The sequence below is a fragment of the Novipirellula methanifontis genome, from assembly GCF_052161655.1.
In the GTDB taxonomy this organism is placed as follows: domain Bacteria; phylum Planctomycetota; class Planctomycetia; order Pirellulales; family Pirellulaceae; genus Novipirellula.
The window spans coordinates 3,847,582-3,868,189 of record NZ_CP197418.1; the positions used below are offsets into that span (position 1 = coordinate 3,847,582).

The following is a 20,608-nucleotide window of genomic DNA, read 5'->3' on the forward strand; positions in this document are numbered from 1 at the left end:
ATCGTAATTCCTGCTCCACAACCAGTGTGGATCGGTAGTCTACATTATCTCAATGGCGATCGACCAACGGTTGAATGTTGGTTTCTCGACCGTTCCGAGTGGTTCCGAAGACGCGACTCATTCATGGACGATGAACTGATCTTGTGGCGTTACCGATTACGAGTGTAAACTGTTTACATCTGTCATCAGAAAAGGAAAGACTCATGCAGCTATCAGACGCGGAATGGATCGTGATGAATCTCATTTGGGATTCCGCGCCAACGGAGGCAAGCGATGTGATCGCGGCACTCGGATCCGACAACGGTTGGTCGGACGCGACTGTCAAAACTATGCTTCACCGTCTGGTGAAAAAGGGCGTTTTGACCACTGAGCAAATCGGAAAGAAATACCGCTACACCGCCGCCGTGCGACGCAGTGCCTGCGTTCGGAAGGCGAGTCGCTCCTTCCTGAACGTCGTCTTCGGAGGCGATGCGGCACCGGCTCTGTTGCATCTGGTGAAAACCTCCAAGCTGAGCGATGACGAATTGGCTCAGTTGCGTGAACTTCTGGATAACAAATCGAAGAATTCTCGAGACAAAGGATCAAAGGAATGATTGACCAAGTTGGTGAACAGTGTGTCGACGTGATCTATCTCGCATTTCTAGCAGGCTGGCGCGCGTTGCCCGTTTTTGCTGTCGTTGCCGTCTTGGCACTTGTGCTCCGCAAACGACTGCCCGCGCGCTACCTGTGCTGGCTTTGGCTGATCGTGATTGCTCGGTTGTTGCTGCCTTTCTCTGTCGAATCGACAGTTGCGATCAGTTCCGTCGCTGACCAAGCCGCACAAACGCTGATTTCGGGCAACAAAGAAGTCCAATCGGAATCGAGCGGATACGAGACCTTTACCTACCGAGACGATGATGGGAAATCCGTGACGGTCGCACTTCTGCCAGCCGATGCCACGCCGGAGGAGCAGGCTGCGGCGGATGCCTATGTGGCGAAGATCACTGCGGAGGATTTGGCTTTGCAAACGTCGACCGCATCGATGCAACAATTCCATCAAGTGGACGCTGGGGAGTCCTGGTTTGAAAAGATGGAACCCTTTCTGGTACTTGTTTCCTGCTTGGTCGTCCTTAGCCTGCCAGCCATGGCGATTGTGATGATCTTGCGCAGCGTCATGTCACATGTTCGTTTCGCTTGGAAATTGCAGTCACTGCCGTCGGTGACCGATCGAGCGACCATTGATTGCTTACTACGGGTCTGCGATGAGCTTGGTGTAGGACGACGTCCGAAGCTCAAAGAAGTCTTGTCGCTGCACGCCCCCGCCATGTTTGGTCTGTTTCGTCCGATCATATGCCTCCCAGACGGCTGGCGAGAACAGCTGACAACAGAGCAGCTCGAATGGGTGTTTCGTCACGAGGTCGCTCACGTCAAGGGACGCGACGGCTTGTTGCTGTCGATTGCGTCCTTGGCCAGATCCGTTCATTGGTTCAACCCGTTGTCTTGGATCGCGGTCACCAAGCTACAACACAGCATGGAGCGAGCTGCCGATGAACTTGCGACGCTCGACTTGAATGAAACGCAGGTTCGCGAATATGGCGAACTCCTGCTTCGATTCGCTGCCGGCCAACCTTCGCCGCGCAGGCGGTCGACGATCGGGCTACTCGCGATGGCCGCACCGAAAGGTCTCCAACAACGAATCGAATCATTGGGCGCCCCTGTTCAGAGACGAAGCTGGCTCCGAGGCTTGGTGGCAGTACCCGCGATCGGCATGGTCGCCGTCTGTGGATTGACAGACGCCAAGCTGATCGAAAAGCCTGTGGTGGCACCACGACCGGTGCCAAATCTTAAAGTTGCGTTGGCTGGAGATGATTGGAAGCGTCCCAATCACTTGAACCAGAATCCGCCCAAGAATGATATGCGAGTTGTTTCCATCAATGTCGAGAAAGCATTGCAAAAAGCGAAGGAACTTCAATCAGGGATTGATGCGGAAAAATTTGTCGCGGCCTACTTCGCATCCTACCTGGTGACCGCAGAGAAGCGTGCAGAGACAAAAATCATCGACGGCGTCATGACTGTCGAGGTGACGAAGCAGCAAGAGGCGTTGATGAAGCAAATGCTATCGGCATTCGAACAGTCGGGTCTGTGGCAGGTCGTCACCGAACTGAAAGTCATCGACACAAATATCCGGCTGCTGGATCAATTTGATTGGTCAGCGTCAGAGTCGACAGTTCGCTTCGCCCAGCTTGATCACGCACCCGTTTTGGACGACCCAGAACACTGGGCAGCAGCGACACTCTCGCTCAATGCACTGGGTTCGCCGCCGACGAGAAATGAAGACTATAGCATCGAGCAATCCGTTTCTGTTCCCATTCGTGCTGCCAAGATCAGTAGCCTGCAAAGTGAACGCTTCATTCGCCAGGTGCAAAAAGATAATCGGTCAAACATCATGCAAGCTCCGAAGATCACAATGTTCAACGGTCAGTGTGCAATGATCAGCGATGCTGTACAGCGTCCATTTGTCACCGATGTGTTGCAGATTGCTGGCGACAATGCTACCGCGTTGCAACCGAAGATTTCCGTGTTTGAAGACGGTTGGAAATTCTTGGTGAAAACAACGGTTTCTGCGGACGATGAAGTGAATTTGCAAATGGTTTTTACCCAAGCGAGCATCGATGATGTGAAGCTTGCGAGCCTCCCAAATGGACGCGGCAACAATCTGGAGGGACGAGTGACCATCCAAGTGCCAACGGTCAAGTCAGATTCGATCGCCGTTGAAAGCGTATTGAACGAATCGGAAGCTTTGCTGGTATTTTCGCCAAAACCGTATGCAGAGGAGTCGGATAGCGAGAACGCCAAGCGTGACTCGGGGATGGGGCAGGTCTTCATGATCCGGACACGATTGATCTCGGACGACGGATTCTTGAAAGGATTCGTGCCTGAGACAGAATTCGTGCCAGAGACAGAAGTTGACCGGTAGCGAAGTAAGTATCACCAGTTGCAAGCTCATCGACACGACTTTGTTTGTCAGGAAGCAGAAATCGCTAACTCGCCGCAGACGCCATCAATCCCTCGGGAGGAGTGATTTGAAAATTGAATCGCTCGTGCGCGAATTCGACATTTTAGAACGCCGCGTGTCGCGTCGTGGCGTGCCTTAGTCAGACCGCAATCGATCGTTTCGTTCTCGGAGCCTTGGTTCCAGGGATGAACCGTTGCGTTGGTCAGATCGTGTTCTCGAAGCTAATGCCACAGCTAATGCGGCTAAGCAGTTAGTCAGGAGTCTTTCAGTAAATTGGCCGTTTTGGCGCTAGCCCCGGTTCCGGCGCTGAACCGGGGCTAGCGTCAAAACGGCTAACGGGATTTCACCCAATGATTCCTGCCTACCTGCTTAGGGGGATAGAAATCGGCTTTCGATACAGGCCATTAATTGCTTCAGGTGGGGCTCGGCGACTTGGTAGTAGACGCGGCGGCCCTCCCGCTCGCTGGTGAAGAAACCACACCGCTGCATCAGTCGTAGATGCTCCGATGCGACGTTGTCGGGGATCTGGCAATCCGCGGCGAGTTCGCCGACCGTGTAGCGTCCATCCAACAGCAACTGGATCATCCGTAAACGCACCGGATGCGCGATCGTTTTTAAGCACTCCGCCGCTTCGGCAAATGCCGCACTGCCGTGAGTCGCCTGACGCACAGCGGGTTTCGCAGATTCGCGGTCAACCGGTTTCGCGGACGTCGATGTTGTTGATTTCTTTTTTGCCATCAATGATCTCCAACAACTAACGTATCGCGAGCTGACGAGGTGTCAATCGAAACTAAGGAATTTGTTAGCAAACAACGTCGCGGCTGGCGGCTACAGCGAATTGTGATTCCACTCGTCTTTTTGGGGCATAATTGCCGTGAATCCTCGTGTTTTTCCAGGGCGGCCAGAACAGCCTGCTTTCGCTACAATGTGGTTGATCGCTACGATTGCGGTGGTCCTGTCGATTGGCTGCATTGTTTCACCGTCTGGTTCATCTCTGCCTTGAGAAAGAAATGCATTTTCACGCTTCCACGTTCCGTATGTTCTTGACCGTCATCCTGGTCATGCCTGCAATTGCCGGGTGGCACACTGCGGCGATCGCACAGACGACTGCGGACGCTCCGAAGGCTGCGGACGCTCCGAAGACTGCCGGAAAATCGGAGGACTCACCAAGCGAAGATCCTGAAATCAATAAGTGGATCGAAGATCTCGGGGCCGACTCATTCGCGATGCGAGAGCGTGCGGCGAGCCAGTTGATGCAGCGTGGAATCGATATCCTGCCGGAATTACGCATTGCGTCCGAGAAGGCAACGGACCCCGAAGTTCGCCTGCGTACGAATCAATTGGTTCGTCAATTGACCGAGGGCGATCTGCAAATTCGCATCGAAGCCTTCTTGGCCGGTGACGATATCGACTTCGATGGATGGCAGGAAACTCAAGACTTCATGGGGAATTCACCCAGTGTCCGCGAGATGTTCGTCGAACTGATGCTGGAACACCCCGAAATCACCAAGTCGCTGGCGGGTTCGCCTCGCGAGCGATTCATGGCGATGAACGCCTGTGCGGGGCGGGTGCAAAACAAGATGTTCGTTCAACTCGAAGTCCCCAGTCGCGCCGATGTGGTTGCTTTGTTGCTGCCGGCAAACGACCCCAACGTGCCCGTTAATCAGGACTTCGAAAGCTTGATGATTTCACTCTTGCGAAAAGAGGCTGCGAACAGCCTTCATCGAGACATCCAACTTGGCGGCCCCGTCGACGCATTGGTCAGTGGATGGATCAATCGCAGCAGTCTGAATAATCGAGCAGAGATCTTGTTTTTTGCGATGAGCTGGGATCTTCATCAAGCATTGCCCCTAGCACGACGTACGCTCGCGGAAGCCACGTCGGTCGAAACGATTGCGTTGGCATTGCAAACGGTTTCTCGCTTTGGCGACAAAGCCGACTCGGCATTGGTTGTCCCCCTGCTCGACGACACTCGAGTGGTCAGCGAACGTGGCTTTGCACGTGGCGAAAAACTAACCACTCAATTGGGTGATGCAGCGATGGCGACGATCGCGTTGGTCCACGGTGTCTCGCTCTCGGAGGTCGGATTCACGCGTGCGGAACGACATCCCACGTTTAGCTTCTTGCTTGACGATTTGGGCTTTCCCGACAAAGCCGTCGACGAAGAATTGTCGCGAGAACAGGTCCGCGAGCGAGTCGATGTGCTGTTGAAGAGCGATGCCAAGAAGCGAGAGCCAGTGCCCAGTTGATCGCATTCGCTGCTATGACTGTCATCGGAATTACAGCCGAAATGTCCTCAACCAGTGTGGTGGCTACGGATTGCCGAACCCTGAACGCCTCGAGCGATCGCTGATATGTGCGAATTCCTCGAATCGACGCCTAGACGATGCACCGTGACGAAGTAGACTGAAACTACGGTTTTTTTGCGTTGGTTGGTTCACCATCCTTCGTCCTATCTTGCCCAAATCGATCACTCGCGTTCTGATTTTCCAAGCGGGTGGCCGTCGATTCCAAGCGAGTCCCGAAGCCGCCAAAACGCACGGGCATCGATTCATCCTCGCTATCACTCATCCAACCCGAATAATCGGAACGGAATTATGCCAACCATGCCGTCACGTAATTGGACTCTCAAAGAGATTGTCGATGTGTTCCTCAGCCATTGGCGTTTGATCACCTCATTGGTCGTGCTTTCGATGACCGGACTTGCGGTCGTCCTGTTCTATTATCCGAACACGTATGAATCCGAAGCCAAGTTGTTCGTTCGGCTAGGTCGCGAAAACGTCGGCTTGGACCCTGCTGCGTCGACCGGACAAACGGTCAGTCTGAATGCGTCTCGAGAAGCAGACATCAATTCGTTGATCGAGCATCTCGAAAGCCGTTCAATTATCGAAAAAGCACTTGAAGCAAACTTTCAAGATGAGAGCTTCGATTCGCCACTCCAACGTGAACTCGCGATCACAAGTCTCGCGAAGAAGGTGACGATTTCGTCGCCGAGGCAATCGTATGTGATCCGCGTTGCTTGCAAAGGCGAAACTCCGGAAATCGCACAACAGTCGCTCGACTCGATTTTGTCGACGTTTCTCGAAGAACACATGCGTGTGACTCGAAGTCGCGGATCCTTTGATTTCTTTGAAGCCCAAACAGCCACACTGCAGCAAAGACTCGAGCAAGCGAACCTTGACCTCCGCGACCTCAAGAGTAGCTACCGATTGAATTCCTACGAAGGACGCCGCCGTGGCTTGGAAGACGAACTTGCCCGCGTCGACCGCGACATCGCCGAATCACGCACCAATCTTGCCTCATCCGAAGCGAGACTCACAACGCTGCGTGAAAAGCTGTCGTCGCTACCGCAATCTCTGGTTCGTCAAATGGTGGGCGGCCAACCTAACGACGGCTTGGCCGCGATGCGTGAACAGCTGTTTCAGCTCGAAGTGAAGGAACAGGATCTGCTAGCTCGCAAGACCAACGACCATCCTGAGGTTGCTGCCGTGCACAGCCAACTGGAAACACTGCGCAGCGTGCTCGCGGAGGAGACCCCAACTCAATCCAGCATGCAATCGGCGATCATTGCGGTCGAAGAATCCGACATCAAGGCGTTGCAAACTCGGCTTGACTCGCTGGAGAAATACCAAGCTCAACTTCACAAAGACATGCTCGTGTTGAACGATCAAGAAGTCGTCTTAGCCCAAGGCGAGAGTCGTGTAGAGCAGCTTGAGAGCGAGTATTTAGCAAATCTGGAACGTCGTGAGCAATCAAGAATCGACGAAGCGATGCAACTCGATAAGATCTCGAACGTTAGCGTGATGCAAGCACCTACGTTGAGGTCGTTTCCTGTCGCACCGAAGAAGAAGCTCGCCCTGGCCGCCGGTTTTATGTTGTCTCTGATGGCAAGCTGCGGATTGGCACTGCTGATCGAATACTTCCGCAACCCCGTTACCCAGCACGATCCCTCGCCAGCAGCAGAATGGCGACGCGAAACGTTTTCTCCCGTAGCGAAGCCTGAATTCCTGAGTCGCCAAAAAGGCTAACGCGGCTCGCGGAAATTCGTTGCGATTGTGAATTGTACGTCGTCCTGACACCTCTCCGTCAACTTTTTTGGGGGCGAGGTGACTGAGGACTAAGCCGGAAGAAAAGCGAGCCGCCAAGATCCAAAGTCGACGACTCTGGCCGCAACCGCTACAACCCGCTGTTTTCGCGGGCTCGACGATAGATATCCATCAACGTGTCGTAACAGACTTCGGCGGTGTGGTTATCTTCATACCGTTGACGTGCTGCCGACCGCATCCGCTGCCATCCATCCGGCCGCTGAGACTCTTCGGAGATACAGCTAGCCAGGGCTTCGGGATTGGCGGGGTCGAACAAGATCCCTGACTTATTGTGCTCGATCAATTCTGCCATCGCGCCGAGATTAGATCCCACCACCGGTGTCCCCTTCGCAAACGCTTCAACAATCGTGCGCGGCAATCCTTCGTACCAGAGCGAAGGAAATATTAAACAAGATGCTTCGCCGACCAAGTCCAAAATTTCCTGATTCGGACGACGTCCTAGCCATGTGATCGCCGGGTTCTCGGCTACGGCTTGCTGTACCTTGTCCGCCATCGGGCCGTCGCCGACAATTTTCAGCGGCATCGTGGGAGACAATTGTCGCCACGCGGCAAGCAACGTATCCAATCCTTTTTCCGGTGAGAAACGGCCGGCAAATAAGGCATAGCCCCCTGTGCCCGTACCGACCCCCGGATCGGAATCCAAGAAATTGGCCATTACCGCTAATTTCTGCTCTGGCAATCCGCCTTGGATATACTTTTGGCGGCCAAATTGGGTCAGGGCGTAAAACATGCCGACCCGTCGCTGGTAAGTGCCTAGCAGCCGATGGATCGTCAACATCGCTGCCACCGTCGCCGTGGCCGTTCGATTGCCCCGATAGCACTTATGCTTGATCGCCGGCCAGGGAACCAGTTTGCCGACGCAAAGCTCGCACGGCTTATTATCACGATACAGGTACGCGTCGGGACACATCAAACGATAGTTCCGCAACGACTGCACGACCGGCACTTTTTCGCGTTTTGCAGCGTAGTAGGCCGCCGGTGAGATCAGCGGAAACGTATTGGTACAGTGCATCACATCCGGCTTTTCACGCTGGATTAATTGCCGCAATTCGCGATACGAATGCCGATTGAAGATCGTGCGTGAGGCAACATCCAGCTTCCCCATCGTCTTGATCGAATCGTTGTGCAGCGTGTAGCGAACGACCGAATGACCATGCCGGGTCAATAGATCCGCCTCTTCGGCAAACGATTGATCCTCGCCGCCGGCTTGCTGGTAGTAGTTATGACACAACAGTATGTGCATCGTCGAAATTTCCAAATTCAATATAGCAAGCGGTTTAGAGCATTTTAGCTTTTGATGTAGCTAGCGTCGCGTTCGCGGAGGACCATAATCTGGGGAACGAAGCTACGGCGTGAATCCCACGTTATTTCTGAAATTGCTCTAGGCTTAAGTCGCGACAGGGTCGGCGGCTACAGATGCCTTTGCTTGTTTCGCCATGCGAAATTCCGGACGAAATTCGTACTTGTCAAAGAACCGAGTCTGCGGGAACAACTTCGGTGCGAAGTCGTACAGTGCAAAGCGAATGTAGCCTTCGTTTCGCCAAAGTTGGATAGGCCGATCAATATTGTCACTCGACGCCCCAGTCATTCGCGAGAGGATCAGTCCGGGCCAAACAAGCAGCGCAGATTGAGCAGCGCGTGCCGCTGCAATACTCAGATTCTTAAACGTGCCACGCTCCATTTGGTCTCGACGCGAAAAGCTCCAGCCATTGTGCAAGGACGTTTCTTTGAAGTATTCGTCTTGCAACCGCGATGACGGTGTCACGTGATACCCCAGCGCTCTCGGGTTAAACCAAGACTTGAACCCCGCCATCCGGATGCGACGATACATATCGGTGTCGTAACCGCGAAGCGTAAATGACTCGTCATACTTGCCGAGCTTGTCAAACACGCTTCGATGCAACATCTGGTTTCCCGAACCAGGACCTTGCTGATCCGTGTAGGGGCGAACGGTATCCCAAGGCACAGTCGCCCCAAGCATTCGCTGCATTTTCGGAGTCAGTTTGCGATCGCAACCGTCGGGAAATCGAAGCTGCAATGCGCCGCCAACACACTCACACTGATGTTCTTGCGCGGTTTTCCAAAGCTCTTTCAACCAATACGGCTCTGCGATTTGGTCGTCGTCAAAATTCGCGATCCACTCGCCTTGGGCCTCATCAAGCCCAAGGTTGCGTGCCGTGACTTGACCCGCTCGCGATTCCATGACCGCACGCAGTGGTGCGTCGGTCTGCTGCTGGAATTCGGCAATCAATTCAGGATCGATCGGACAGGCCGAGTACACGACGACGACTTCGTAAGTGAATTCACCATCGGTTTCCTGGCGAATCAAACTCGACAACGCATCCTTGAGCATGTCAGGACGTTTGTGCGTGCAAATAACGATGGAAATATCAGGCTTAGTCATGGAGATAGGGGTCATCTGAAGGGTCGATGGTATTAGGCGACGACTCGTCACGCTGTAGGGCGTCGACGCCATACGCCGCGCCCATTAATACAAACAGTGGATTCATGAACCATAGGTTGTAGGAGATCGGATTTCCGGTGGTTGCATTGATGAGAAACAAAAGCCATCCCAACCAAGCGGCCAAATAGGTTTGCTGAACCAATCCGGTACTGGATCGCACTCGCAGGAACAGACTAATCGTTTGCCAGATCGCGACAAAGACAAAAATCGTGAAACCTACAACACCTGTTTCATAGAAGACACGCAGGTAATCATTTTGAACATGGTTCATTCCGGGCCAGACGATTGCGACGTAATCATATGCCGATCCGATCCCGTGGCCGAGCCATGGGGTCAACATCGCATGGTCAAAGATTTTGGGCCAAGCATCAAACCGGCCTGATCCGCGAACGTCTCCCGCCATCAAATCTTCGAGCGTGCCGTGCCCAGAGTAAAAGAACCGCTGCTGAAAGGTTTCCGAATGAAACACGGCCACCGCGAGTACTAACATCACCGCGCACAAGGCAACACGCCCGAGTTTGGTACCCATGCGGGGATGCAGCATCGGTAGCGCAAGAATCGATAGGGTGACCGTCCTACCGCCCGAGGCAAAGCAGATAGCCAGGCTCGCTCCCCAACCTGCGAAGGCAAACAAATAGCGTGGAGGTGCCATCGCCAGCATCACGCAGCCCACCAATCCTACGGTCAGTCCTAGCGGTCGCATCCCTGTATCAAAATCGAGAGACGGCATCAGATCCAGTCTCCAAATGATCAGTGAAACGAGAAGTGGCAGCATCGAAAACAGAAAAATACGCTGCAGAGTACGGAGCTGAGCGTTCGTTTCGATGAACATTGAAGCCGCTGCCCCCGCAATCAGCGGCATACTCACTTGCATCGCATCTTGGATGTTGCGGGAACCAAAATCATCGGCCCAAAGCAACGAAATCCAGTTGAAACCAAAGAAGGCTACCCACGGGATTACCGGAAAACGCACCCATCGCTGATCACCAAAAATGGCCTTGTCGATCAACATCAACAGAACGCCCAAGACCAATAGTCCCAACCACAACCAGCCGGTGTAATTCTGTCCTGCGATTTCCAAGCCACGCGGCGTAGCGATTGCCGCGCAGATCGGAAGGCTCAGTACGTACAAGTATCCAAGTCGGGGCTGTGTCATTTCGAAGTCCTCATTGATTCGCAGACAACGCCAATGCGTCGTTCGCCTCTTCGAGTGTGACACGCCGCAACAGCATAATGGTCGTCATCCCTCGTGAAATGGCACCGACCAACGACCCGGCGAAGGTTGCGATCGCAATCCCCAATACGCCGTGCGACTCGACGACGAAATAGGTCACCGTCATCGCGACCACCAACGTCAAAATGTCGGAAATCAAATTGGCCTTGGGTAGATGCATCGCCCAGATCCCCGCTCCGGCGACGATCCCCATCGAACGCGCCAACACGCTGAAGGACAACAAAATCATAATCGGCCCCGCACCAGCATACTTGGCGCCGTACACCCACTGAACGAGCGGACCGCCCACGGCAATCACCATCAGGCAGAAGAATCCAACGAGGACTAGAAAGATAACCATGAAACGCGACAGGATACTCTTCAACGCCTGCGTTCCTCCGCTGGCAAAGCTTGCTGCACATCGCGCGGTCAAGAAACTGTCGATCCCTAGCACGACGACGTTTGACAATCCAATCAACGTCGTGCACGCGGCAAACATTCCTGTTTCTTCTTCGCCTCGTACCACGACCGTGATCCAGGGCATCAAGTAAGGCATCGAGCTGCCGGTCAAATGGCTAGCCAAAGCCCATTTTCCGAACGACCAATTTTTACGCCAGTCGGCATGGATTTCCGGCAAGCGAAATTCAAATTTTGGCCGCCGCGTCACGAACCATCCGATGCCTGCCAATAGCGAGCCCCCTCCAATTAGGACAAACGCACGACCAACGCTAACCACGCCGAACCAACCGAGTGCGAATAGGCCCACGAGCTGTACCAACGCGACGACGGCATCAATCGAAACCACGCTAACCAGATTTAGATGTGCTAGTTCTACTTGGCGGATAAATTCGCGAAACAGAATGAACGGCAGCGTTAGCGTTAGCACGGCCAACAGCATCCCGCCGGAGGCCAAGTCACTATCGGGCATCAGAAAACGAATCGACAGCCACGTCGTCACTGCCGCAAACATGGCTAACACGGATTGATGAACCAGTGTGCTGCCGTCATACGATGCCCGCTGACTCGGCGCACGATGATGAGCGAAAACGGTATAAGGACCCGCGACCAATTGATATTGAATGTTTCTCGATAGCAGCACGATGTTGAATGCGAGAAAGTAGATTCCCAGCCCATCTTGACCACACCATCGGCCGATCATCACCGTCGTTAGGAAATTAGTGGCACTGACAATCCCTTGATCCAAAACCGACAGCGACCCTCCTCGCAAATTGGGACTTTGCAGAACGCTTCGCAATCGATCGGAAACGGGCATCGAAGTATCGCCGACAACGTCCGGGGACGCAGGTGATAGATTTCGCCGTAATAGTGCAGGTAATCTCACGTCGTTTTCGTGCCGCCTACTCGGGTACGCCGCCGGATCCCACGCCATCCATCACGCATGAAACTATACCATCCATTGAGCTTTGCCGAGATTGTGGCACCGGTATCGCCCTGGCAAACCGTGAAACGCCCCCAATCATAAGGATTGCTGTCGGGTTGCACTAACTCATTTTCAGTGGTCAATGAACACAACACACCGGCTTGCTGCGCGGCCGGGTACATCGTGGGGCCGGCCAACCCATGATGCCGTTTGCCGAACGGAAACGCGAAGGTTAAATCCTCATATCCGAATCGCTCACGCAGAATTTGCATCGACGTTTGCAAGTCTTCGCGAAAAGGCTCCGGTTGGTGTCGGTACGCGGTATGAGTATGCGTGTGAGCGCCAAGCTCGATGATGCCGCTGTCGAGCATCACGTGGCATTCATCGGTCGTTAGCGGACGCCACGAATCCGCTGGAACCGCATCGGCTCCAGCCGGCGTCCAGTCTTCGAAGGGGAACGGATCGTTTGTGTCTAGGTATGCGGTGGCAATGAAGATCGTTGCTGGAATACCAAGCTCTTTAAGAATCGGAAAAGCTTGCGTGAAGTTGTTCGCATAGCCATCGTCGAATGTCACCACGAAAACGTTTCGTGGGACCACTTCGCCCGTAGCATGCGCTTCGAGGGCTCGACGCAGGGGCCACGCTTGATGGCCTCGATCCAGCAGTCCGCTTAGCTGGCTGCGAAATCGCTCGGGTGTGACGTTTAGAGTGGGGAACGGGAATCCGCGAACCGCGTTGGTAACGCGATGGTACATCAAAATTCCAAACGCATCGACAACGCGAGTCCGACCGCCCGCCGCAATCGCGAGTGCCAATGGAGTGCGGACAATGACACTCTGTTTCCATTCACGTTGGAGTGCAGCGATACGCGAATAAAAAGAATTTGGCAACGGTTTTCTTCAGTGATGCGGCTCTTGCAATCAAGAGCCATCGGATAATTCAATCAACGCCAGAACTCAACAATCGATTCGACCAGAACGATCCTTCGGGTTGCGACTCGCTCGGGCAAATCCGCGTTGATCGCAATACTAGACATGCCGGAGAATGCGAGTCCTAACGTCGCCGTGAAAGGACCGACCGGCTCCGCCCCAGTCGCGCACCTCTAATAAACACCCCACCACGCAAATCGTTCCGGAAAAAACGTAGTCAAACGGAAATTCCACAGGTGATTCTCGGTCGATTTTCACGGCAATCGGCAACTGCAATAAGTATGGTCAGCGGAATGATCGCGACAACCTCAAATTCAAAGCGAATCCACGGTAGCGAGATGAGCCCACCGATTATCACTACTACGCGGATTCTCCGCAAATTACCGCCCCATTAATGTTGAAATTTGTACCGCACCCTCTTCAAAAACAGGGGCCGGTGATCGGCTACGGGAACACCTAGGGATCGCTACAATCGATAAAACCGTTACGAACCAATGTGCCTGCATCGATCCCATTTCACGAGCGAATCGAAAACGCACACGGTGTGCACATTGCAACACTTACCGCAGACAGTCGTAATGGCCATTGCTGATATCAAACGATCCATTCAGTCGACTTACTAACTGTCTTTATCAATTCCACCCTGTATAGAGATCACAATGGATTTCTCTGCAATGAATCCTTCTACCAATATTCACTAAATTGTTTTCGATCCCGCGCGATTGGCATCATCAAAGCCGCAGCATGTGAACCGAACCGTTACGTGGGATGGGATCGACAAACCTAGCTGAGCGAAAATCCTCGGAAAAATTAGGGTCAGATCCACTTGCCTTGAAATTTTGTTCGATGGCGGGAGCATTCATTGGCCGCCCTTCGAGTCGATCGGCATCGATCAACGAAAGAACCGATTGCACCCCAGTTCAGTTCCAAGACAGCCAGCTGCCTATTGCCTCAATCAGCACCATAAACCTGGCTGAGAGCCTGCCTTCTATACCGCTAGCTGCATAAGAGTTATCGATCTGACTGCAGATCTCCTACATTTCTCGGCAATTGAAATCACTATGATTTTGGGATGATAGTGAAAAAGATGATAGTTATCACAGGAGTTGCAATTAGACTTTGCATTAATATATTTCTTGAAATTAGGTGGACAAAAAGTTGCTTTTACCTAATTTGTACAGTCGTCACACTGTTCAAAGTTGATTCGACTTGTATCTTTGATTCCGACACGGGTGGTTTGATGTGAGACGTGATTCGACGTTTCGAGCATCGTACAATTTCACCTTGAATTTATGCCGGCAATACTCATCTTGATTTTTACTTCTGCCATTGGACGTGCACCGTGCTGAAACTGATTTCACGTTATACGACCAACTATTCCGCTCGTCGCCGCATCAATTCGTGGATATTGTCGGGTCGCGAGTTTGATCGAGAGATTGCGCGAGAGCGTGCCAGAACGGTGCGACGTAATATTCCATTTTGTGTTCTGAATATCGAGCTTTGTGGCGTTCAGCGGACGGCCAAAAACACCCGCAGTCTCGCCAAGCTGGTTCGCCGCAACGTGCGAATGAGCGACGAAAAGGGGCATGTCAATCGTTTCACCATCGGTGTTCTTCTAGTCGACACACCCGAGATGGGAGGGCGGATCGTTGTGGACCGTCTAAAGGGGCTGCTAAGTACAGCCAATCTGAAGGCGGACATCGCACTTAGCGTTTATGACCCACAATCGTTTAATAACGACGATTCGGATGACTCATCCGCAAGCGGCGGAGATCAAGATTCCGGCGATTCCAAAGTACGACTGCACGACAAACATCCTGTTGGACGAGACCGACGGCGTTTTCACGACGACGAATGGGTCGGCAGCGGGACGCGGATGGCAACCCCGCACTCCAACGAAGCTTACGATCTGATGTCGACTCGCGTCAGCAACGTCAGCTTTCAAGCTGATTCGATCATTAAACGAACGTTCGATATCACGGTGGCCAGTGTTGGATTGCTGTTTGCTGCACCGGTGATCGCGGTGGCAGCAGCGGTCATCAAGCGAGATGGTGGTCCCGCGTTCTTTTTGCAATCACGCGAAGGACGCGACGGGGTGCCGTTTACGATCTATAAATTACGTACGATGGTGGTCAATGCAGAATCGCAGCAAGCAAGTCTGCGGAACAAGAGCGAACGCGACGGACCCGCCTTCAAGATGCGAAATGACCCTCGCGTCACACGCTTAGGACAGATGCTGCGTTCAACGTGCGTCGACGAATTGCCGCAGCTTTGGAATGTGCTACGAGGCGACATGTCGATTGTTGGTCCTCGTCCGCTTCCTGTCAGCGAGAGTCGAGCATGCCAACCGTGGCATCGGCGCCGTTTGGACATTCGTCCCGGCATCACATGCAATTGGCAAGTTGCCAAAGAAAAGGCAGACACATTCGACGAATGGATGCGAATGGACCTCGCATACGTCGACAACGCCAGCCTTTGGAAAGACGTCACCCTGATGGCTCAAACCGTAGGCGTCCCGCTCCGAGCCAAAGGTAGTCGCTAAGTCAGCGACGCTGCTCGTCGCGTTGCGCCTCACTTCGCTCTGTCTTCCCCTACCCCAGATTGGCGTCTGGGGTTAATTCGTGAATAACAAAACGATCAGCCAAAGTCTCGACGACTTTGGCTTCACTTTTGATCGTCGACTACGGAATGAGCAACCACTGCACCGCATCGGCTACGACGTGGCCGTTGGTGCCATCGTTAGCGATCCGTACACTCGCTTTCCGATTCGCGTCAAATCGAAATTTGCCGAGCGATAGAAACAGCGAATCGATCGGTGGCGTCTTTTGCTGGTTCACACTAACCGTGGTCGATCCAGCGGCGTGATCGACGACCACTTTGACGTTACTGGCACGATTTGAATTCGCCGGGTAGGCAAGCCGCACTTCGTACTCGCCCGCCTTTGGCAACGTCGTCACAAACGCAATCGTCGCCTTGCCATCCGATGCATTATCGTCGTGGATATAGCCGTGCTCAATGAACTTCGATGACGACGTGCTGGGACGCCACGTCCCAGTTAACTGAGCCTTGGAATCATCGACGACGGTTCCTTTCAAGTCCTTCAGATAGACTCGTTCGCGAGCCGAGCTGCTTGCCGAGCCCGCGTAGTGCAACACTTGGCCATCCGCTTGCAGGCGTTCGCGGAGTTCGTCGTAAGGGACATCTTGTACTGCGATGTTTTTGTCGATCGCCATCACTGCCGCTGTCGCCGAACTTTGCCCCAAGATCATAAACACGGGCTCCATGCGAATCGAGCCGAACGCGATATGCGAACTAGAAACACACACCGGGACCAGCAAGTTTTTACATTCCTTCTTTTTTGGGACCAGTGAACCGTAGGCGATTTCATAGGGCCCATTGGTGCTGACCCCGATGTCACCTTCGTTTTGAACGTGACCCTCCGGAGTGATGTAACGCTGCACATTGTGCGAATCCATCGTGTAGGATCCCATGCCTACCGACTCAGGCGTATCACGTCGTTTTAGCAATTCCTGCTCGGTCATCACAAATTTGCCAACCAAACGCCGCGCCTCACGAATATACAACTGATGCGACCAATTGCCGTTATCAACAAACTCGTCTTTCGGTAGCCCCCACTTTCGCATCTCTGCCTGTGTTTGCTCGGGGACCCGAGGATCGTTGGCAATGAAATACAACCAACCTTTTTGATAGGTTTCATGCTCTTTGATTATCTCACGACGTTTCTCATAGCTCGCCTCGGGATACTCATAATTAAACCCAATATTATCGGTGCTCATTGGCCCGTGATTATTGGTATCCGTTTTGTGATTTGGGATCGGATCGAATTTGCCAAAGGTTTGGTTGAATCCTGCCTCATAAATACGAACCAGTAACTCGTACTGCGACGGATCGTATCCTTCGGGTTTTGCGAATGGAATTCGATTGGATGGATCGTTGGTCAAGCACATACGAAAACAGTAGGCTTGGATGCGATCGTCGCCGGCCCCTTTTTCGCCCGGTGGATCGGCACTGACGCGAGGCAGAACGCCGCTGGTAGGATCATCGGCAACGACATAGGGGCTGACCGGTGTTTTCAGGATGCCAAAATGGTGCGAATGGTGCAGTACTCCGGTTTGAACGCCATTCCACGATTCGCCATAGGTGGATCCGGGCTCACGTCCGACGTGATAACTCACCCCGGCGGAGGCCATCAAGTCGCCTTCGTAGGTGGCATCGATAAACATTTTGCCGGTGTACTTTTTCCCGCTGAGCATGCGAATCGCGGCGATTCGGCCCTCTTTCATCGTGACGCCCGACTCGCGGTCGAGATACTCTTCGCGGAAAACGGGGATTTCGAACTCTCGGACATAGTCTTCGTAAACCTGCTCGGCGACGTGCGGTTCAAAGATCCACATCGTGCGGTTGTTGCCATCGATCGCGCGAGTTCCTTGACCTTTGTTGCCATATTGCTCGCGGGTCTGCTGGACCCACGATTCAGGACTCTCGTAGGCTTTCCAAATCCGGTGATAGAAATCTCGAGACAATCCGCCGATCACCGACTTGTTGCCTGTATCGGTCCATCCCAGTCCGCCGCTGGTCAATCCACCAAGGTGTTTGTCGGGGCCCACGATCACGACCGACTTGCCCATCTTCTTTGCCTGGACCGCCGCGATCACCCCGGCGGATGTGCCGCCGTACACCACGATGTCATATTGTTCTGACGCGGGATCCGCCGCGTGGCACTGCTGAACTGCGGTGGCGGCGACGAAGAAGACAAGCAGGTGAAAGCGTAGTCGCTTCATAACGGACATTCGTGTCCTCGAAAGCAAGGGAGTCATAGTGGTGGATCCTGAAGATAGTTATTTGAAGGCAGTGGGAGGGAGCGGAAACCAAGCCAGCATCCCCGTCAACATAAAGAACGAATTGCGTCCCTTCGCTACCGATGACGTCTGGCCGAGACATTGTAGAATAACGACGAAGATAATTCACACTTGCTGCTTCAAGATGATGTCTGAATAAAGGAATTCTCTGTGAATCACCCCCAATCTCTCCTGCCCAAGATGTTCGCGTTGGCCGTGGGCGTCTTCCTGCTTGCTCCGCAATGGGTGGCGGCGGCCGAAATTGCTGCTGGTACCTCCGATGACACGAAAGTCGAGAAAAAAGAAATGAGTTCGGATTCTGTAATGCTCAAACCATGGACCGGTCCCTACGGTGGCGTTCCCCCTTGGAACCTCGTCCGCCAAGAAGAATTCCTGCCAGCGATTGAGACCGCGATCCAAATCGCGAGCGTCGAGCTCAGTGCAATCGCCAACCAAAGCGAACCGCCGACGTTTGAAAACACAATCGTCGCGATGGAGAAAGCGGGCAAGACGCTCGACCGCGTGGAAACACTTTTCGATGTTCACACCGGTAACCTGAACGTCGGCCCGATTCCCGATATTGAACGTGCGGTCGCGCCGAAATTGTCCGAGCACCGCGACAGCATCTACCAAAACGAAAAACTGTTCAAACGCATCGAAGCGATCTATCAAAGCGATGCGATGCAGTCGTTTACCGTCGCTCAAAAACGATTAGTCGACGATCTTTACAAAACCTTCGTCCGCCAAGGCGCGAAACTGAACTCGAGTGACAAAGCCAAGATGTCGCAAATCAATACGCGATTGGCTCGCTTGTTCACTGATTTCAGCCAAAACGTGCTCGAGGATGAAAAAGGCTACGTCACCTGGATCGATAATGAAGCGGATCTGGCCGGATTGCCCGACAGCGTGATTGCGGCCATGAAATCGGCGGCCGAAGAACGAAACAAACCCGACCAATGGGCCGTGACCAACACGCGTTCGTCGATGGATCCGTTTTTGACTTACGCGGACAAACGCGATTTGCGGGAAACGGTTTGGCGGAAATATTACAACCGCGGTGACAACGGTGACGCCCACGATAACAACGCAATCATCTCGGAAATCCTCAGCTTGCGTGCCGCGCGAGCCAAATTGCTCGGATACAAGAACCATGCCGAGTGGCGATTGGAACCGACCATGGCCAAGACGCCCGCCGCGACAATGGATTTGATGATGAAGGTGTGGCCCAAAGCGGTCGCCCGTGTTCGCGAAGAAGTGGCCGATATGCAAGCGATCGCAGATTCCGAGAATGCCAACATCACCATCGCACCGTGGGATTACCGCTACTACGCCGAGAAAGTGCGTAAAGACAAATACGACCTCGACTTCAACGAAGTCAAACCCTATTTGCAATTGGAAAAACTACGCGAAGCGATGATGTGGGCCGCCGGCGAACTGTATGGCATGCAGTTCACCGAGATCAAAGACGTCCCCGTGTTTCACCCCGACGTTCGCGTTTGGAAAGTCGAGGATGCCGATGGCAACCGCGTCGGTTTGTGGTACCTCGATCCCTACGCTCGCGAAGGCAAACGCAGTGGCGCGTGGATGATGGATTACCGCAGCCAAGAAAACATCGACGAGCCGATCACGCCGGTCGTTTCGAACAACTCGAACTTCGTCAAAGGGGTCGCAGGCAAACCGTCATTGATTTCGTGGGACGACGCTGTGACGCTGTTTCATGAATTCGGGCATGCACTGCATAGTTTGAACTCGAAGGTGAATTATCCTTCGCAAGCCGGTACCAACGTCGCACGTGATTACGTCGAGTTTCCGTCGCAGATCATGGAGCACTGGCTCGATACACCCGAGGTGCTAAGCCAATACGCCGTACACTACGAAACGGGCGAGCCGATGCCACAGGAATTGCTGGACAAGATCAAAAAGGCATCCAAATTCAACCAAGGTTTTGACACGGTTGAGTATTTGTCTAGTGCGATTGTCGACATGAAATTGCATACCTCGGACCAAACCTCGATCGATCCCGACGCGTTTGAAAAACAAACGCTGAAGGAGATCGGCATGCCGGACGAGATCCCGATGCGTCACCGCACGCCCCAGTTCGCTCACATTTTCAGTAGCGATTCGTATTCGGCGGGTTACTACAGCTACCTGTGGTCCGATGCATTGACCGCCGACGCAGTCGAAGTGTTCGAGGAAGCGGGCAGTTTTTACGACAAAGCGACCGCTAAAAGCTTGCATGACAACGTGATGAGCGTGGGCGACACGATTGATCCGGCTGAAGGATTCCGCCGATTCCGAGGCCGCGACGTCGACACCAGTGCATTGTTGCGCAAACGCGGCTTTCCGGTTGAGTAGTCGGTTGTTGTTGCAGGTGTTTTCTGGCTGCGCTGCTTTTCTGCCACCTCTCCATCCATTTCGTTTTGGAGAGAGGTTGGTAGAGGCCCCACAGGCAGATTGCGGGATTTGTCCCAGTGAAACCGGGTATTTTGTGAGCCGACGGCGTTAGCCGCGGGCCCTCCAATTTGGTACTAAACGGGTGGCTTTTGTCGCGGTGCGGCGCAAGCCTGGGCAGTTGATTTTTTCGAATTGCAACTCGCAGTGGTGAGCCGTGGGCCGTAAGGCACCGGGTATTGCGTGGGGCCCGGTCGCTCACGCGTCACG

General features: G+C 53.5%; 13 protein-coding genes. 6 read left to right on the forward strand and 7 right to left on the reverse strand.

All coding sequences use genetic code 11. From position 1 onward, the window contains the following. Positions 1–203: 203 nt before the first annotated feature. Positions 204–593 (forward strand): BlaI/MecI/CopY family transcriptional regulator, encoded by a 390-nt coding sequence (locus tag SH528x_RS13460; protein WP_442511034.1) that lies wholly within the window; start codon positions 204–206, stop codon positions 591–593. Next, the gene (locus tag SH528x_RS13465; protein ID WP_442511035.1) at positions 590–2,956 is read left to right on the forward strand and encodes a M56 family metallopeptidase; all 2,367 of its coding nucleotides are present in this window, start codon (positions 590–592) and stop codon (positions 2,954–2,956) included. Before SH528x_RS13460 ends, SH528x_RS13465 begins: the two co-directional genes overlap by 4 nt. A gap of 408 nt (positions 2,957–3,364) precedes the next feature. Here the strand turns inward: SH528x_RS13465 and SH528x_RS13470 are convergent, their stop codons facing one another. Further along, positions 3,365–3,733 carry an ArsR/SmtB family transcription factor gene (locus SH528x_RS13470; protein WP_442511036.1) on the reverse strand — a complete coding sequence of 123 codons (369 nt, stop codon included), beginning with the start codon at positions 3,731–3,733 and terminating at the stop codon, positions 3,365–3,367. A gap of 272 nt (positions 3,734–4,005) precedes the next feature. Between SH528x_RS13470 and SH528x_RS13475 the strand changes: the two genes are divergently transcribed. Further along, positions 4,006–5,244 carry a hypothetical protein gene (locus tag SH528x_RS13475; protein WP_442511037.1) on the forward strand — a complete coding sequence of 413 codons (1,239 nt, stop codon included), beginning with the start codon at positions 4,006–4,008 and terminating at the stop codon, positions 5,242–5,244. Between the two features lie 357 nt (positions 5,245–5,601). After that, on the forward strand, positions 5,602–7,023 hold the full coding sequence (locus tag SH528x_RS13480) for a GumC family protein (RefSeq protein ID WP_442511038.1): 1,422 nt from the start codon (positions 5,602–5,604) through the stop codon (positions 7,021–7,023). Between the two features lie 148 nt (positions 7,024–7,171). On the opposite strand, the gene SH528x_RS13485 is transcribed toward SH528x_RS13480, so the two are convergent. From SH528x_RS13485 to SH528x_RS13505, 5 genes are all read right to left on the reverse strand, one after another. Beyond that, positions 7,172–8,344, reverse strand: a complete 1,173-nt coding sequence (locus SH528x_RS13485; protein WP_442511039.1) for a glycosyltransferase — start codon at positions 8,342–8,344, stop codon at positions 7,172–7,174. Between the two features lie 144 nt (positions 8,345–8,488). After that, positions 8,489–9,505, reverse strand: coding sequence for a glycosyltransferase family 2 protein (locus tag SH528x_RS13490; protein WP_442511040.1), 1,017 nt, complete (start codon positions 9,503–9,505; stop codon positions 8,489–8,491). Further along, entirely contained in the window at positions 9,498–10,721 is a 1,224-nt protein-coding gene (locus SH528x_RS13495; RefSeq protein WP_442511041.1) for an O-antigen ligase family protein, read from the reverse strand. The genes SH528x_RS13490 and SH528x_RS13495 overlap by 8 nt, the downstream gene beginning before the upstream one ends. Before the next feature lie 10 nt (positions 10,722–10,731). Continuing rightward, entirely contained in the window at positions 10,732–12,120 is a 1,389-nt protein-coding gene (locus SH528x_RS13500) for a lipopolysaccharide biosynthesis protein (RefSeq protein WP_442511042.1), read from the reverse strand. Then, entirely contained in the window at positions 12,117–13,049 is a 933-nt protein-coding gene (locus SH528x_RS13505) for a polysaccharide deacetylase family protein (protein ID WP_442511043.1), read from the reverse strand. Before SH528x_RS13505 ends, SH528x_RS13500 begins: the two co-directional genes overlap by 4 nt. Before the next feature lie 1,381 nt (positions 13,050–14,430). Here SH528x_RS13505 and SH528x_RS13510 point away from each other — a divergent pair. Then, complete coding sequence (locus tag SH528x_RS13510; RefSeq protein WP_442511044.1) at positions 14,431–15,630, forward strand: sugar transferase; 1,200 nt, start codon at positions 14,431–14,433, stop codon at positions 15,628–15,630. Positions 15,631–15,769: 139 nt separating this feature from the next. Here SH528x_RS13510 and SH528x_RS13515 read toward each other — a convergent pair whose 3' ends face one another. Then, positions 15,770–17,890, reverse strand: coding sequence for an FAD-dependent oxidoreductase (locus SH528x_RS13515; protein WP_442511045.1), 2,121 nt, complete (start codon positions 17,888–17,890; stop codon positions 15,770–15,772). Positions 17,891–18,148: 258 nt separating this feature from the next. Here SH528x_RS13515 and SH528x_RS13520 point away from each other — a divergent pair, with 258 nt between their 5' ends. Then, positions 18,149–20,302: a M3 family metallopeptidase gene (locus SH528x_RS13520; RefSeq protein ID WP_442512127.1), complete on the forward strand. Its 2,154-nt coding sequence runs from the start codon at positions 18,149–18,151 to the stop codon at positions 20,300–20,302. Positions 20,303–20,608: the final 306 nt, after the last annotated feature.

Excerpts from the sequence above, each read along its gene's own strand:
- SH528x_RS13490 (WP_442511040.1), bottom strand. The coding sequence starts at position 9,505 with ATGACTAAGCCTGATATTTCCATCGTTATTTGCACGCACAAACGTCCT.
- SH528x_RS13465 (WP_442511035.1), top strand. The coding sequence starts at position 590 with ATGATTGACCAAGTTGGTGAACAGTGTGTCGACGTGATCTATCTCGCA.
- SH528x_RS13495 (WP_442511041.1), bottom strand. The coding sequence starts at position 10,721 with ATGACACAGCCCCGACTTGGATACTTGTACGTACTGAGCCTTCCGATC.
- SH528x_RS13460 (WP_442511034.1), top strand. The coding sequence starts at position 204 with ATGCAGCTATCAGACGCGGAATGGATCGTGATGAATCTCATTTGGGAT.
- SH528x_RS13480 (WP_442511038.1), top strand. The coding sequence starts at position 5,602 with ATGCCGTCACGTAATTGGACTCTCAAAGAGATTGTCGATGTGTTCCTC.
- SH528x_RS13515 (WP_442511045.1), bottom strand. The coding sequence starts at position 17,890 with ATGAAGCGACTACGCTTTCACCTGCTTGTCTTCTTCGTCGCCGCCACC.
- SH528x_RS13475 (WP_442511037.1), top strand. The coding sequence starts at position 4,006 with ATGCATTTTCACGCTTCCACGTTCCGTATGTTCTTGACCGTCATCCTG.
- SH528x_RS13470 (WP_442511036.1), bottom strand. The coding sequence starts at position 3,733 with ATGGCAAAAAAGAAATCAACAACATCGACGTCCGCGAAACCGGTTGAC.
- SH528x_RS13485 (WP_442511039.1), bottom strand. The coding sequence starts at position 8,344 with ATGCACATACTGTTGTGTCATAACTACTACCAGCAAGCCGGCGGCGAG.
- SH528x_RS13520 (WP_442512127.1), top strand. The coding sequence starts at position 18,149 with ATGTTCGCGTTGGCCGTGGGCGTCTTCCTGCTTGCTCCGCAATGGGTG.